Below are 15,245 nucleotides of genomic sequence, written 5' to 3' on the forward strand. Positions count from 1 at the left end.
GATTCAAAATCTATTCTCATGGATGAGGTGTATCATGCAAATTTCAACCATTATCGGACTTGTGCTCGGGATTATGTCACTGGTCGTCGGGATGATCTTAAAAGGCGCTCCGGTCGTCAATCTGGTCAATAATCCCGCTGCTTACATGATTATTTTCGTCGGAACGGCAGCGAGTATATTTATGGCCTTCCCGATGGCAGAAATCAAACGGATTCCGAAGCTGTTCAAGGTTATTTTCACCGAACAAAAACTGTTAGACCGCAAAGAGCTCATCGGTACGTTTACCGAGTGGGCATCCATTACCCGTCGTGAAGGTCTGCTCGCCTTGGAATCTAAGGTAGAGGAAATCGACGATCCCTTTATGCGTGGCGGCATGCGAATGATTATTGACGGAAATGATCAGGAATTCGTACGGGACGTTCTGATGGAGGATATCAATGCTACCGAGGACCGACATCGCTCTGGCGCGCTGATCTTCTCTCAAGCTGGTATGTACGCTCCAACGCTCGGGGTACTCGGTGCGGTTGTAGGTCTGATCGCCGCTCTGGCCGACCTTAGTGACATGGAAAAGCTCTCTCATGCCATTGCAGCAGCCTTCATTGCGACGTTGCTCGGTATTTTTACAGGTTATGTCCTGTGGCATCCGATGTCCAACAAGCTCAAACGGTTATCCAAAAAAGAAGTGGAGCTTAAATTAATGATGGTCGAAGGTCTGCTTTCCATTCAATCGGGGATATCGACGATTGCCATCAGTCAGAAACTGACGATCTTCCTGACTCCGACCGAACGGGCTACGTTGACCCAGAAGGATGGCGATTCCAGTGAGTAAAAAGAGACATGAACCGCATGAAGAGCATGCTGACGAAAGCTGGCTGTTGCCATATTCCGACTTAATGACCCTTCTGTTGGCTCTTTTCATTGTCTTATTCGGTATGAGCTCGCTCGACGCCAAAAAATTTGAAACTATGGCTCAATCCCTGAGTGCAGCTTTTAGTGGCGGCACTGGCGTGCTGGATCACTCGGCCGCGAATCCGTCGTCACAATCCATGGATATGGGCAAAAATAAAGAACAAGTATCACAACCCTTAAAATCGAAGGCTACTTCTACCTCTGAACTGCAAAAACAGTTGGCCCAGCGGGAAGAAGAAGATTTAAAAAAACTTAAAAAACAAATGGATCAATACATTCAAAATAACGGCCTGACCCCGTTGCTGAATACCAAGCTGAACCAATCACAGCTGATGATCACCATTAGTGATAATGCCTTGTTTTCATCCGGGCAGGCCGAAGTAAAGCCGGAAGCAAGAAAGCTGGCCAAGTCTATTTCTAGTATGCTTCAGCAGTTCCCTGGCTATGATGTTATCGTATCGGGTCACACGGATAATGTACCGATCTCCAACAGCCAGTTCCCGTCCAACTTTGATTTGAGCGCCAAGCGCTCTCTGAATTTCTTGCGTATCTTGTTGCTCAATCCAGATCTCGATCCAACCAAGTTTGTATCCATCGGTTATGGCGAGTATCGTCCATTGGCAAGCAATCAAGATGGTCAAGGACGCTCCAAAAACCGTCGTGTTGAAATATCTGTTCTCCGCAAATATCAGAACGGGACACAAGTCATCAGTCCTACCTCAAGCTCGAGTGAAGGTTGATTATGCATATGTTATATGAACAAAGGCACCGCCGCATTTTTATGCAGCTGGTGCCTCTTTGTTTATGCTTCCTGTACTTCTGGCCCTGTCAGGTACACGATCATACGCTGTAGGCTATACGAAACTCCTCTGGCATTAGCTAAGCGTATAATCGAGCATCTGGCCAAGCTCCTGCTTCTCAGCCTCTGTCAGATCACGCCAGGCACCTTTCTGAAGGGACCCCAACCGAATATTCATGATTCGCAGCCGTTGCAGTTTTTTTACTTCATAACCGAAGGCAGCACACATACGCCGGATCTGACGATTTTTCCCTTCAGTCAGGATAATACGGAATACATACTCAGATACACGCGTCACCTCACAAGGTAGCGTCCGCTGGCCGAGTATTTTCACCCCGCTGGACATGCCCTGCACAAAAGACGGTATGACAGGGCGATCCACTGTTACGATATATTCTTTCTCATGCTTGCCTTCTGCCCGTAAAATCTTATTCACAATGTCTCCATCATTGGTAAGTAAAATGAGACCTTCCGAATCCTTATCCAGGCGTCCAATCGGGAATATCCGCTGCGGGTGCCCCACAAAATCAACAACATTGCCTCTAATGTGGCTCTCCGTTGTACTTGTAATGCCCACCGGCTTGTTCAATGCAATATAGACGTGATCGGACTTCTCGCGCAGTGGCTTGCCGTTCACGCGAACATCATCGCCTTCCTCCGCTTGACTACCCAGCACGGCCACTTCGCCGTTAATCGTCACGCTGCCGCTCTCTACCAGCTTGTCCGCCTCCCGACGCGAGCAAAAACCGGTTTCGCTGATAAACTTGTTAATGCGCAACCTGTGTACCCTCCATTTCTACTAACACACTTCCTCCTGCGCCCCTGCCCGTTACTCCGGCTTGGCAATCGGAAGCTGCACCAGGGCTGTCGTTCCCTCTCCCTCTGTGCTTTCAATATCCAGTGTGCCTTTATGACTCTGTATAATACGCTGGCTGACCATAAGTCCTAGTCCTGTCCCTGTTTCTTTGTTTGTGAAAAAAGGTTCTCCTAGCTTGGACAGCATTTCTGCAGGAATACCCGTTCCCTGGTCCCGTATGAAGATTTTAACGCTTTCTCCCTCCAAGAACAAATGAATCGTGATGATACCACCTTTACTCATAGCCTCCATGCTATTTTTAAGTAAATTAATGAATACCTGTTTTAACTGATTTTCTTCGGCGTATACCAGGGCAGGCTCGTCCGTGACCTGAAGATTGAATACAATGCCCAGCAGATGCGCCTGACTATCTAGTAAAGAAATCACATCGCTCACAATATAGCGAACATCTTTTTTCTGAAAATGCACCGCCTGTGGCTTCGCCAGAATTAAAAACTCGCTTACGATCAAATTAATGCGATCCAGCTCAGACATCATAATATCGTTGTGTTTCATATTCAACACTTGATTTTGCTGCTGTAGTTGGAGAAAGCCACGTAGCGTGGTTAGCGGATTACGAATCTCATGCGCTACGCCTGCTGCTAGTTGTCCGACGGTTGTCAGTTTCTCTGATCTGCGCAACAGCTCCTCCATCCGGTTGCGACCCGTGATATCACGCGACACGCAGATAAACCCCAAAATCTGGCCTTCTTCATCCAGAATAGGCGACGTGCTCATACTAATCTCTACCGTACTTCCATCCTTACGCATTCTAAGGGACTCACTTGATACGATGCTCTCTCCCTGAAGCAGGCTCTTCTTCTGAAATTCATACTCCTCCTGTTGCTGCGGAGGTACAAACTCCAGCTTACGACCAACCAACTCTTTCTTGGTCCAGCCGTACAAAGCTTCGAAGGCATGATTGACCCGAACGACACGATCCTCTTCATCAGTCACATGAATCGCATCTGCTGTCTGATTAATAACCGATTCCAGATGCTCCTTTACAGAACGGTTCTCTTCATACATTTGTTCGAGTCTTCTCGTATACACCCCCAAATTGTAGGCCATCGCATTGATGCGCTCACCCAACTGTGCAAGCTCATGACCACCCTTGATTTCTAGCCGTGTATCAAAATGACCATCAGCCATCTCGTTCACTTTGCCCAGAATCGACTGAATTGGACGGACAAACAGACTGGCAAGCACATAGCTTCCAATGATCACAACCTCTAAAAGGACAATAGAAATGGCAATTAAACTAATCAATTGCTTGGAAATAACAGAAGTGATCGTATCATAATTCATAACAATACGGATAACATAGGCATCACGGTTAGCCGGATAAAAAGGTATGTAACTGACGAGAACCCGTTCGCCTTTAATATAGCAGTCTTGTACAATACTCTCCCCCGAGATGATAGCCCTGGACACGGCCAAACGATCCTCCTGCACTCTCGTTAGTTGATACGTGCCGAATTGGATCGGTTTGTTGTACATGTAATAGTATTTCCAGTCGTTCCCGTTCTTGTCCATCGTAGCGCCACCAAAGGTTGCAGGGTTAATTCCTGTAATCTCCATGATGCGATAATCCACTTGTTGGGTTTGCTTTACGATCTCATCGGGACTCAGGATGGTTATGAAATTTTGTACTGAAGTATCCTGAAAGGAAATTCGAATTAAGTAGTTACGTTTTTGGTCATAATAAAATCCCCATTTATTAATATGTGAGGAGTCTGAACCCGTGTAGTCAAATGATCCGGTCCAAAAATGATCCAGTTTCTGACCTTGCGCCATTGCAGCCTGTCCATGCTCATATAATTGGTCAACTGCATTTTTCCAATGCCCGGTCAATGGATCGGATGGCGTTACTTCTTTAGGATCGGAGGATTTGACAACCTTATACCCCTGCCCGTCTCGAATCATCAAAGAAATATTAATATCCCTGTGGAGTGTGGCTATCTGTTGAAGCTGTTCCTGCTGAATATTTCGGATGTCAGGATCGAGCTGATTGGCAGCCAACGTGGCAGAAAGCCACAGATTATATCCGAGCTGTTTGTCAACGGCCTCCCAGCTATGTTGGGTTTGTTCGATAGCTCCTCCGATAATTTTAGCGGTCAGAACCATTTTAGTTTCACTGTCACTTCTTAGATTTTCGTGGGTCGTGTAATAATTGAGTGCGATGTTTAACAACAGGATAAACAAGACGGACCCCGACAAAATGATCGTTATTCTGATTTTTATCGACACACTGATTTCTCACCTCTTGCCGTATGCTGGCGATTACTGGCAATTGCTAACTCAATGATACCGTAATAGCGCCTCTGATACCAGCATTTACATTTACCGGATATACATAAATACACACCTTGTGTACAGTATTGTCAATAGACGATCGTTTGCCTACAATATAAGAAGATAATCATCCACAGGTAGTCCACAAATACACAGATTTTATTATAAACTGTGGATAAACCTGTGGACAAGTGCCGTGTTATCCACAATTTTATTCACATCATGTTAACAACGGAATATTTGTTCGTTGGATAATTCCGCGTTTGAAAGGAGCATTTTCCCAGTGACCACTATGGATCACGCCTATTGGATGAAAGAAGCCATTCAGGAAGCGTACAAGGCAGAAGCGTTGGGTGAAGTTCCTATCGGAGCTGTCATCGTAAAAGATAATGAAATCATCGGTCGCGGCTACAATTTGCGCGAGACGGATGCTGACCCAACCGCACATGCAGAGATGGTTGCCATTCGTCAGGCCAGTGAGCACTTAGGCGCTTGGCGCCTGCTGGATTGTAGGCTGTATGTCACTCTGGAGCCGTGTCCAATGTGCGCCGGAGCCATTGTTCAATCACGGGTTCCCCATTTGATATACGGAACTACAGATCCCAAGGCAGGCTGCGCAGGCACGCTGATGAATTTATTACAGGAGCCTCGGTTTAATCACTGTACAGAAGTAACTAGTGGTGTACTGCAGGAGGAATGCGCCTCGCTGCTAACGAGCTTTTTTCGGCATCTCCGGCAAAAAAGAGCGGCAGCCAGATTGTCTCCTCCCCCATCCTCATCCTGAGGGGGAAAAGTCCAAAACACTTCATCTCATTGCTAATTCCCCATGGAAGGAGACCAACCCATGCCTATGAGCTTGTATAATACGCCTCAAGGTATCTTTTTACGGCCATTTAGCTTAGCGGATAGCGAAGCCCTTCTCGCCCTTAGGCACCGTAATAGGGATTCCCATGCGCCTTATGAGCCGCTTTACGAGGATTCATTTTTCACATTAGAGAAACAGCAGGATTATATCCGTCAGAAATTGCGTCAGGCCGAAGAGGATCGAGGTTACGTGTTCGGTATCTTTCTCTTAAAGGAAGAACGGCTCATCGGTTATATCTCTATTTCCAATCTAGTACGTGGAGTTGGACAATTCGCTGATATCGGCTACATGATGGATCATCATGAACAGGGTAAAGGGCATATGACCGCTGCCTTAAAGTTGATCATACAATATGCCTTTCGTGCCTTATCTCTACATCGTCTCCAAGCGGGTACCCTTTTGCATAATGATCCCTCACAACGTGTATTAAAAAAATGCGGCTTCCAGCCAGAAGGCATTGCTCGCAAGCTTATACAGATTCAGGGCGCATGGCAGGATCACCAGATGTTTGGACTTTTGGCTGAGGATGACGTGTGGCAGAGCTAAATGACTGCACAGGGACAACATTAACAGTAAACAAAAAACCGCCCGGCTTATGCCGAGCGGTTTTCTTACATCATATACGAAAAAAATGATGTTTTGCAATCATGTCATCCCATAATTAAGGAGCAACAGTTTGCATTTTTTGTTGCAGTTGTTCCATAGTCAGGACTTGATCACCTGTTGGAATACCCACTTTAAATGCTGCTTTAGCATTGATTTTGCTGTATTGCGTGTAGCCTGTTACGGACAATTTCACATTGTCTTTTGTAGCCGGATCATTCATCTCTACATTCGCATTCAGGTCTTGATACACAGGAATGTTATCCTTGTTCAAAGCTGTGTTAATGTCAAATTGTTTCACCGTCAAATAGTTTTTCAACTCATCCAGCTTTTTGCTAACTTCGCTGGTGTTGGATTGCAGTTCTTTCTTCGCTTCAGCCAGCTCTTCCTTCTTCACTTGAAGCATGCCAGCATATTCATCTTTAGACATCACATCAAGGACTTTAGGAAGCGCCTTAGTGATAAATGTATTGGTCGCTTGCTTCACATTGTCGTTCGTTATTTTGAACTGAACTACTTGTTTAGCTTCAACGCCTTGTGGCAATTTAGCGTCTTTAGGATCAATATCAAAGAAGTACGTAGCTTGATCATACTCGTTCATAATAGCAGCAATCACTTCATTCGCAAATTTCTGCGATTTTTCCTGATCCATGGCTGCAGGATTAAATTCTTGTCCTGATTGTTTAGCCAGTTCTTGTGGATCAATGATCAGGAATTTACCTACAACATCCTGTGGAAGCGGGTAAAATGGAATATTAGGAATTTTAACGTACAGTTTATCTTTAGTCATTACCATTGGAATCGTGAAGCTGGTGGAAAGATCACCTTTCAAATGAATGCCGAGCGTCATTTCAGATTGGAAAGGTTCTTTTTGGTATACACCATCCAGCGTAATATCAGCATTTTTCAGCATGCTAGTTACCATTGCACTTTGCTCACTTGGAACAGAAGCGGATGTAATGGTCAGTTCCTTAATCGTGAATTGACTTTTGGATTCATAAGAGTTCAACTTCATTGCATTAGCTGTACCGGTCGTAACAGCTTCCTTCGGTTCTAACTTCTTGCTACAACCTACCAGGGCTACCGTCAAAAGCAACACCATAGTGAGTACCAAGACGGATAACTTTTTACTCATTGTGTAGATTCTCTCCTCTCGTAATTAACCCCTTTTTTATGCTAACAAAAAAAATACACACCTTCTATTTTAACTCATATTCTCAAACGGCGAAACACTTATTGGAAAATTTTCTTACAATAAGCACAAAGACACCCTGGCTCTCTAACCAGGGTGTCTTACACTATGCAATATATTTTAGGAGAAAGGTCTGCCTGCTTATGAGCCTTCTCTATTATGGTGATCTACGTGATTCCGCTGTTTCACCTTCTTGGAACCGGATAACGGCTCCTGCTGATGACTACGCTCACGCTTTTCGTTACTTCCACCAGAATCCTGTGCTTCGGGAACAGGAATGGCTTTAGGCTTGCTCATTTATGCATCCTCCATTCTCAGTCTATATTTTTGGTACATCAACGAATCCGTTTATTACCATTAAAAATAGGACTATAGATGGTGTAGATCTTCCGTTTTATCGTGATTTAGTGAATCCTGATGACGGCGATCATTACTATCCTGCTGCACTTGCTGTGCCTGATGACTATTAACTGGACGTTGCTCCAAATCATCAACAATGTTAGACAGGTTTTTATCCAGTCCGTTTTTGGCTTTTGTCATGTAGCCTTCCTCCTCATTCCTTCATGACCTACGAATGCGTCAACGACTGTAATGTTTGGGCACATTGGTGAATATGCCGAGTATAATCGGACACTAACTGCTGAATGATATCTGTTCGTTCATCCACAGACTGTCCGTCCCGCTCTACATCGACTAAGCTAACCTGTACTTCCCGGGAGTCTACATAAGTACATGCAAAATCAAAGGAGTACATTTGTCGGCCTTCAACCTCGATGTGGATTCGTATAGCCCGGTTATTGGCTTCATCTGCCTGTACCTGTGATTTGTCCCCTGAATTCAAAAGAATCGGCAGTTGTTCCTGCCAGGCCTCTACCAGCTTTTGCTGGTCTACTGTCATTTCTCGATTCATGCCAGCACCTCCACATCTGATAACGTGTGAAAAAAACGAGCTTTTTATACAACAAAAAAGCCATTCTCCACGATTCCTGATCATTAGCTTATAAAGGCCAATGTATCAGCTATCGTATTTGAATGACTTTGTTTATTTAAAATATGGCGGAGAGGATGGGATTCGAACCCATGTGAGCTTGCACTCTAACGGTTTTCAAGACCGCCCCGTTATGACCGCTTCGGTACCTCTCCAGGTGGTAAATGGATAAAGCTGCTTCCCTTTTAACATACTCAGGCGCAACAAAATTATTTTACCACAGGATTTCTAAGAATGCAACACTTACTGCTTAGGAGCAATAACCTCAACACCTCGCATGTATGAACGCAGGACTTCTGGGATCACGATGCTTCCGTCCTCTTGCTGATAGTTCTCCAAAATAGCAGCCACAGTCCGACCCACTGCCAATCCTGAACCGTTCAGCGTATGTACAAATTCAGGCTTCGCCTTCGAATCTGGACGGAAACGAATGTTTGCACGACGCGCTTGGAAGTCTTCTGTGTTTGAACAAGAAGAAATCTCGCGGTACATGCCACTCTCAGGCAACCATACTTCCAGATCGTACGTTTTGGCAGACGTAAAACCCATATCTCCAGTGCAAAGTGCCAGCACGCGATATGGAAGTCCGAGCAGCTGTAAAACACGCTCAGCGTTATTCGTCATTTTCTCCAATTCCTCATAAGAGGTATCCGGGTGAACTAGCTTAAGCATCTCTACCTTATTGAACTGATGCTGACGGATCAGGCCACGTGTATCACGTCCTGCTGATCCTGCCTCCGAGCGAAAGCAAGAGCTGTATGCTACATAATATTTTGGAAGCTGCTCCGCATTCATGATCTCTTCACGGTGGTAGTTGGTTACCGGAACTTCAGCCGTAGGAATGAGATAATACTCAGTATCACGCAGCTTAAACAAATCTTCTTCAAACTTCGGAAGTTGACCCGTTCCGTACAAGCTATCCCGATTTACAATGTATGGAGGAAGCATTTCTTCATAACCATGCTCACTGCTGTGCAGATCCATCATAAAGTTAATCAGCGCACGCTCTAATCTTGCTCCCAGTCCTTTGTAGAACGTAAAACGAGAACCCGTTACCTTGGCTGCTGCCTCAAAATCAAGAATATCTAGATCCTGAGCCAATTCCCAATGCGCTTTAGGTGTAAAAGAAAACTCGCGTGGCTCCGACCAGCGACGGATTTCTACATTATCCTCTTCCGATGCACCTACAGGTACTGTTTCATTAGGAATATTCGGAATAGACATCACCAGTTCGTCGATCTGTACTTCCAGTTCGCGTACTTGCTCATCTAATTCTTTAATACGATCGGAGACTTGACGCATTTCTGCAATCAGATCATCCGCATTTTCCTTATTCTTCTTCAATTTGGCTACTTCACCGGATACCACGTTCCGACGATTTTTGAGTCCTTCGCTTTCTTGAAGTAACTCACGACGGCTTACATCCAGATCTGTAAAACCATTAATCAGATCCAGAGATTTCCCCCTGTTCTGCAAAGCTTTCTCAACCCGACCAAGCTCATTACGTAAAATCTTTATATCTAACACAGGTAATCCCTCCTACACTACAAACCTGACTTTCCACTATTCGCGGACCATATCCACAAAATACTGATGTAACCGGTAATCGTCTGTTAACTCCGGATGGAAGGATGAAGCCAGCAAATGACCCTGACGGGCTGCCACGATCTCGCCGTTATACTCAGACAGCACATCTACTCCCGTTCCAACAGACTGTATTAATGGCGCGCGTATAAATACAGCACGAACCGGTTCCTCAATCCCTTTAATGTTCAAGTCTGTTTCAAAGCTTTCTCTTTGGCGACCAAATGCATTACGCGATACTGTAATATCCATGAGTCCCAAATGTGCTTCTTCCTGTCCTTGAATCGTTTTAGCCAGTACAATCAATCCCGCGCAAGTGCCAAATACAGGCTTGCCTTGATTGGAAAACTGACGTATAGCCTCTATAAAATCATACTTGCGCATTAGCTTACCGATAGTGGTACTTTCACCACCGGGAATGATAAGACCGGACAGCTCATCGAGCTGTTCGATCTTCTTCACCGCTATACCTTCCGCACCCGCACGTTCAACGCTTCGTATATGTTCAGCTACAGCGCCTTGCAGCGACAATACACCTATTTTCATGCCGGTCCCTTCTTTCTTACCAACCACGATCCTGCATGCGCTCATGCGGTGCCAGTTTGGAAATTTCAATGCCTTTCATAGGAGTTCCCAAATTCTTGGAGACTTCTGCGATTAGCTTGTAATCCGTATAATGAGTGGTCGCTTCCACGATTGCACGTGCAAACTTCTCAGGGCTATCCGATTTGAAAATACCAGAACCTACAAAGACGCCATCAGCGCCTAAATGCATCATTAACGCGGCATCGGCAGGTGTCGCTACACCACCCGCTGCAAAGTTGACCACAGGCAGCTTGCCAAGCTCATGCACTTCCAACAGCAGTTCATAAGCAACTCCGAGGTTTTTCGCTTCTGCATACAGCTCGTCCTTCGACAAGTTTTGCACCTTGCGAATTTGACCATTGATAAAACGCATATGCCGAACGGCCTCAACAATATTCCCAGTTCCCGGTTCGCCCTTCGTACGGATCATAGATGCACCCTCACCAATACGACGCAGCGCTTCTCCCAGATCCTTGGCTCCACAAACAAATGGAACGGTGAACTCCCGCTTATCAATATGGAAAACTTCATCCGCAGGTGTCAGCACTTCGCTCTCATCGAGATAGTCAACACCGAGAGATTCCAGTACCTTTGCCTCTACAAAGTGACCGATGCGAGCCTTAGCCATAACAGGAATAGAAACAACCTTCATAACTTCTTCCACAATCGTTGGATCAGCCATACGAGCAACCCCACCAGCTGCACGGATATCCGAAGGCACCCGTTCAAGAGCCATTACAGCTGTAGCTCCTGCTGCCTCTGCAATTTTAGCCTGCTCAGCATTCATGACATCCATGATTACGCCGCCTTTTTGCATCTCTGCCATACCTCTTTTTACACGCGAAGTTCCCGTTTCCATGTCGTTGCCTCCTGTAAGGGTTACGTTTAGATTCTAACTTAATATTTTACCGCACGAATGCCAAATACACAATCATTTCAAGCTGCAAAATAAGTAATGAAAAACAAGGTAGGTCGCCTAGCTTTGCTTTTTTAGAAGAGGTTCTTAATTCCTTGGAACAGATCTCCGAAGAAATCACCGATTGCCCGGAAAAGCATTCGGAACCAGCCGCCCTCTTCTACTGCCGTCGTAGTAACCAGATCAACGGTTTTTGTCTGCCCTTTATCCACACCGTCTGTCTTGTACGTGTACGTAATTGTTCCGACTTTGGCCCCTTGCTTCAAAGGTGCCACCAGAGAGCTTGCTGGTGTAATGTTCGTTGTAAAGGTTACCTTAGGATTGCTCGCACCCTTAGGTACAATAAAGCTTACTGCATCCTTGGTGACAATCGGTACTTCTGTTTCCGTACCTTTGGTCACTGGCACATTCTCAACACCCTTAACCACCGTCTTTGGAGCAACAACCTGCTTCACTTCAAAATTATCAAAACCATAGTTCAGCACTTTAGCTGTCTCTGTGAAACGATGAGGCTCTGAATCTGCTCCCATAACTACACTGATGAGACGCATTCCGTTGCGCTCAGCGGTTCCTGTAAAACAGTTTCCAGCATTGCTCGTATGGCCCGTTTTCATTCCGTCCAAGCCGGGATAAGCAAACTTTCTAAAGTTAGTAATATTTTTGTTTGCTTCTAACATCCAATTGTAGTTAATAATTGGTGCTTTGTCAGTCGGTCGGAATTTGTAAGATTGAATTGTGGTAAACCGTGTATAATCCGGGTGGTCCTTTATAATGTTACTAGCTAATGTCGCTGCATCTCTCGCTGTCATCACAGTTTCCCGGTCTGTATCCGGCTGGAAGCCTTTCGGCATATCACCACGGTCCAAACCAGTCGAGTTGATAAAATACGTATTTTTCATGCCCATTTTCTGAGCTGTTTCATTCATTAATTTTACAAAGTCCTGCTCAGTTCCGGATACGCGTTCAGCAAGGGCTACTGTTGCATCATTAGCAGAACCTACCGCCATTGCAATATAAAGCTCTTCTACCGTATGTTGATCCCCTTGAGCCAAAAAAATACGTGATCCAATGCTCTTAGAAGCATTCTCGTTAACCGTAACCTTATCCGTCCACTTGAGTTTACCTTGCTTAACCTGTTCAGCCACGATGTACTCTGTCATCATTTTAGTCATACTTGCTGGTGGAAGTGGCTCATCTGGATTCATAGACAGCAATACTTGCCCCGTGGAAGGCTCGATCAAAATGGCAGAACGTAGTGCCAGACTAGGGGGGTTAATAGAACCTGTCCCCGTAATATTGGTTGCCTGTGTTGCCGCTCCAGCTGCAAAAGTAGCCACGCTAGAATCGAAATTGCCTACAACAGGCAATGCCGACATATACATCATATTAAGCACCATGACTGCAGTCACACTCTTTTTAATCATGCTGCGTTTTGTATTTTGCTTTAAATTGTTCGCTTTCAAATGAATACAAACTCCTCTCGTACCTCAACCCGATCCGCTATGTATAACGAGACGGTGGTTACAGCCTCTACTTGGCCAATGTAGTTAATGTTTTAACGTTATAAAATCCAGTTTTAATTCGTTTTCTTAGTTGTATCCTGTCATGAGCATTTCCTGCTCGAATCTTCTTCACTGGTAGGAATCGTCCAAAAGACCTACGTGCCCTAATTCATCACTAATTTCGTCATAAAGGCGGACACTTGTCTATTCTATCACAGGGGTATCTCTAAAAAAAGACAGGCAGAGCGAAATACGCTCTGCCTGTCGTCAAGTCTACTACAGCCGAACTTTATAGAGAGTAGTTTGGTGCTTCTTTCGTAATTTGCACATCATGCGGATGACTCTCACGCAGACCAGCACCTGTAATACGGATAAAGCTTGTATCGTTACGAAGCTCCTCAATATTAGCTGTACCGCAATAACCCATACCAGAACGAAGACCGCCCAACAGCTGATGAACAGTGTCGGAAAGTGGTCCTTTATAAGCAACGCGTCCTTCTATGCCTTCCGGTACCAATTTCTTGTCGTCATCTTGGAAATAACGATCTTTACTACCTTGCTTCATCGCAGCCATAGATCCCATGCCACGATATACTTTGAAGCGGCGTCCTTGATAAATTTCAGATTCGCCTGGGCTTTCTTCCGTACCTGCAAAAAGACTTCCCAGCATTACCGCAGAAGCTCCTGCCGCAATAGCCTTTGTAATTTCACCGGAGTATTTAATACCGCCGTCTGCAATAATCGGAATATTATATTCACGTGCTACTGTTGCACAATCATAAATTGCTGTTACTTGTGGAACACCAATCCCTGCGATTACGCGTGTTGTACAGATGGAGCCTGGACCAATACCGACTTTTACGACCGATGCTCCAGCTTCAATCAATTCGCGCGTTCCGTCACCAGTAGCTACATTACCTGCTACAATCGTCAGATCAGGATAAGCTTCACGCAGCTTGCGGACTGCTTCAATAATGTTAATATGATGCCCGTGAGCAGAGTCCACAACAATCATATCCACACCAGCTTTTACAAGTGCTTCAGTCCGATCAAATGTATCTTTGGAAATGCCGACAGCCGCACCGACCAGAAGACGGCCTTGTGCATCTTTCGCTGCGTTCGGAAATTGAATAGCTTTCTCAATATCTTTAATGGTGATAAGGCCTTTGAGATAATTTTCATCATCGACCAAAGGGAGCTTTTCAATTTTATGCTTTTGCAAAATGACTTCCGCTTCCTGTAAAGTCGTACCTACAGGTGCAGTTACCAGTTCTTCCTTCGTCATGACTTCACTGATTTTAAGGTTAAAATCGTGAATAAAGCGAAGATCGCGGTTAGTAATAATACCCACCAGTTTGTTTTCTTCGTTTACAACAGGTACACCAGAAATACGGTATTTACCCATAACTGCTTCAGCATCGGATACCAAATGATCCGGAGTCAATGAGAATGGATTGGTGATAACACCGCTCTCCGAACGTTTAACCCGATCCACCTCTACCGCTTGCTGTTCAATCGACATATTTTTATGAATAATACCGATACCGCCCTCACGAGCCATCGCGATTGCCAACACTGCCTCAGTAACAGTATCCATACCAGCACTCATCAAAGGAATATTCAGCTTTACGTTATCACTCAAACGAGTCGCTACGCTTACTTCTTTGGGCAGAACCACCGACTTGCGAGGTACCAGCAAAACATCGTCAAAGGTAAGGCCTTCCTTACCGAATTTATCTTCCCACACCAAGATGATCCTCCTTCAAATTGTTTAGTCTGTATTGGTCTTGTTGTCTGTCCGACATGGACAAATCAAGGCTCTCTGAAAATATATTATTGCAATCTTAGCAAAGCGGTATAGGGGTGTCAAGCCTTCATCAATAGCCCTAACCTTTAGTATTTCCCTGTACAAACAACTGTACTCCTACGAAGGACAACCTTTAAAAATAAGCGTTTCCAAAGGTATTAACTATTCACAAGAGCATATCTCCTCTTAGAATGCGCAGCATAGAAGCAATTATATAAGTGGTTTGTAGCGCAATATACCAAAGAGGACCATAATCTCATTGAGATTATGGTCCTCTTTACTTGTTGCTTGGCGACGTCCTACTCTCCCAGGACCCTGCGGTCCAAGTACCATCGGCGCTGGAG

The 15,245-nt window shown here is 45.0% G+C and carries 15 protein-coding genes and 1 tRNA gene; 4 read left to right on the plus strand and 12 right to left on the minus strand.

Features of this window, described 5'->3' with window-relative positions:
* The first annotated feature begins 34 nt into the window (after positions 1 to 34).
* Together motA and motB are read left to right on the plus strand one after the other, a co-directional pair.
* Positions 35 to 829, plus strand: coding sequence for a flagellar motor stator protein MotA (gene motA, locus NLX82_RS26685; RefSeq protein ID WP_028542601.1), 795 nt, complete (start codon positions 35 to 37; stop codon positions 827 to 829).
* Complete coding sequence (gene motB / locus NLX82_RS26690) at positions 822 to 1,649, plus strand: flagellar motor protein MotB (protein WP_025723781.1); 828 nt, start codon at positions 822 to 824, stop codon at positions 1,647 to 1,649. Before motA ends, motB begins: the two co-directional genes overlap by 8 nt.
* Before the next feature lie 135 nt (positions 1,650 to 1,784).
* Here the strand turns inward: motB and rluF are convergent, their stop codons facing one another.
* Together rluF and NLX82_RS26700 are read right to left on the minus strand one after the other, a co-directional pair.
* Positions 1,785 to 2,486: a 23S rRNA pseudouridine(2604) synthase RluF gene (gene rluF / locus NLX82_RS26695; RefSeq protein WP_028542602.1), complete on the minus strand. Its 702-nt coding sequence runs from the start codon at positions 2,484 to 2,486 to the stop codon at positions 1,785 to 1,787.
* Positions 2,487 to 2,537: 51 nt separating this feature from the next.
* A complete protein-coding gene (locus NLX82_RS26700) occupies positions 2,538 to 4,814 on the minus strand; it encodes a PAS domain S-box protein (protein WP_028542603.1) in 2,277 nt (758 codons plus the stop codon).
* Positions 4,815 to 5,142: 328 nt separating this feature from the next.
* Between NLX82_RS26700 and tadA the strand changes: the two genes are divergently transcribed.
* Positions 5,143 to 5,643 (plus strand): tRNA adenosine(34) deaminase TadA, encoded by a 501-nt coding sequence (tadA, locus tag NLX82_RS26705; RefSeq protein WP_069080574.1) that lies wholly within the window; start codon positions 5,143 to 5,145, stop codon positions 5,641 to 5,643.
* Between the two features lie 60 nt (positions 5,644 to 5,703).
* Positions 5,704 to 6,270 (plus strand): GNAT family N-acetyltransferase, encoded by a 567-nt coding sequence (locus tag NLX82_RS26710; RefSeq protein WP_053324342.1) that lies wholly within the window; start codon positions 5,704 to 5,706, stop codon positions 6,268 to 6,270.
* Between the two features lie 115 nt (positions 6,271 to 6,385).
* Here the strand turns inward: NLX82_RS26710 and NLX82_RS26715 are convergent, their stop codons facing one another.
* The 10 genes from NLX82_RS26715 to guaB all read right to left on the minus strand — a co-directional run bounded on the left by NLX82_RS26715 (position 6,386) and on the right by guaB (position 14,841).
* The gene (locus NLX82_RS26715) at positions 6,386 to 7,462 is read right to left on the minus strand and encodes a hypothetical protein (RefSeq protein ID WP_028542606.1); all 1,077 of its coding nucleotides are present in this window, start codon (positions 7,460 to 7,462) and stop codon (positions 6,386 to 6,388) included.
* Between the two features lie 198 nt (positions 7,463 to 7,660).
* Positions 7,661 to 7,816: a small acid-soluble spore protein P gene (locus NLX82_RS26720; RefSeq protein WP_025720032.1), complete on the minus strand. Its 156-nt coding sequence runs from the start codon at positions 7,814 to 7,816 to the stop codon at positions 7,661 to 7,663.
* Between the two features lie 72 nt (positions 7,817 to 7,888).
* Positions 7,889 to 8,059, minus strand: coding sequence for a hypothetical protein (locus tag NLX82_RS26725; RefSeq protein ID WP_254349279.1), 171 nt, complete (start codon positions 8,057 to 8,059; stop codon positions 7,889 to 7,891).
* A gap of 28 nt (positions 8,060 to 8,087) precedes the next feature.
* A complete protein-coding gene (locus NLX82_RS26730) occupies positions 8,088 to 8,429 on the minus strand; it encodes a hypothetical protein (protein WP_013308177.1) in 342 nt (113 codons plus the stop codon).
* 144 nt (positions 8,430 to 8,573) lie between these two features.
* Positions 8,574 to 8,662, minus strand: a tRNA-Ser gene (locus tag NLX82_RS26735).
* A gap of 88 nt (positions 8,663 to 8,750) precedes the next feature.
* On the minus strand, positions 8,751 to 10,034 hold the full coding sequence (serS, locus tag NLX82_RS26740; protein WP_069080573.1) for a serine--tRNA ligase: 1,284 nt from the start codon (positions 10,032 to 10,034) through the stop codon (positions 8,751 to 8,753).
* A gap of 36 nt (positions 10,035 to 10,070) precedes the next feature.
* Positions 10,071 to 10,637: a pyridoxal 5'-phosphate synthase glutaminase subunit PdxT gene (gene pdxT / locus NLX82_RS26745; protein WP_029514961.1), complete on the minus strand. Its 567-nt coding sequence runs from the start codon at positions 10,635 to 10,637 to the stop codon at positions 10,071 to 10,073.
* A gap of 16 nt (positions 10,638 to 10,653) precedes the next feature.
* Entirely contained in the window at positions 10,654 to 11,535 is an 882-nt protein-coding gene (gene pdxS, locus NLX82_RS26750) for a pyridoxal 5'-phosphate synthase lyase subunit PdxS (RefSeq protein WP_025720037.1), read from the minus strand.
* Positions 11,536 to 11,666: 131 nt separating this feature from the next.
* Positions 11,667 to 13,055, minus strand: coding sequence for a D-alanyl-D-alanine carboxypeptidase family protein (locus tag NLX82_RS26755; RefSeq protein ID WP_068939348.1), 1,389 nt, complete (start codon positions 13,053 to 13,055; stop codon positions 11,667 to 11,669).
* A 328-nt stretch (positions 13,056 to 13,383) separates the two neighbouring features.
* A complete protein-coding gene (gene guaB / locus NLX82_RS26760) occupies positions 13,384 to 14,841 on the minus strand; it encodes an IMP dehydrogenase (RefSeq protein ID WP_013308172.1) in 1,458 nt (485 codons plus the stop codon).
* Positions 14,842 to 15,245 lie beyond the last annotated feature (404 nt).

The sequence above is a fragment of the Paenibacillus sp. A3M_27_13 genome (assembly GCF_024213315.1).
In the GTDB taxonomy this organism is placed as follows: domain Bacteria; phylum Bacillota; class Bacilli; order Paenibacillales; family Paenibacillaceae; genus Paenibacillus; species Paenibacillus polymyxa_B.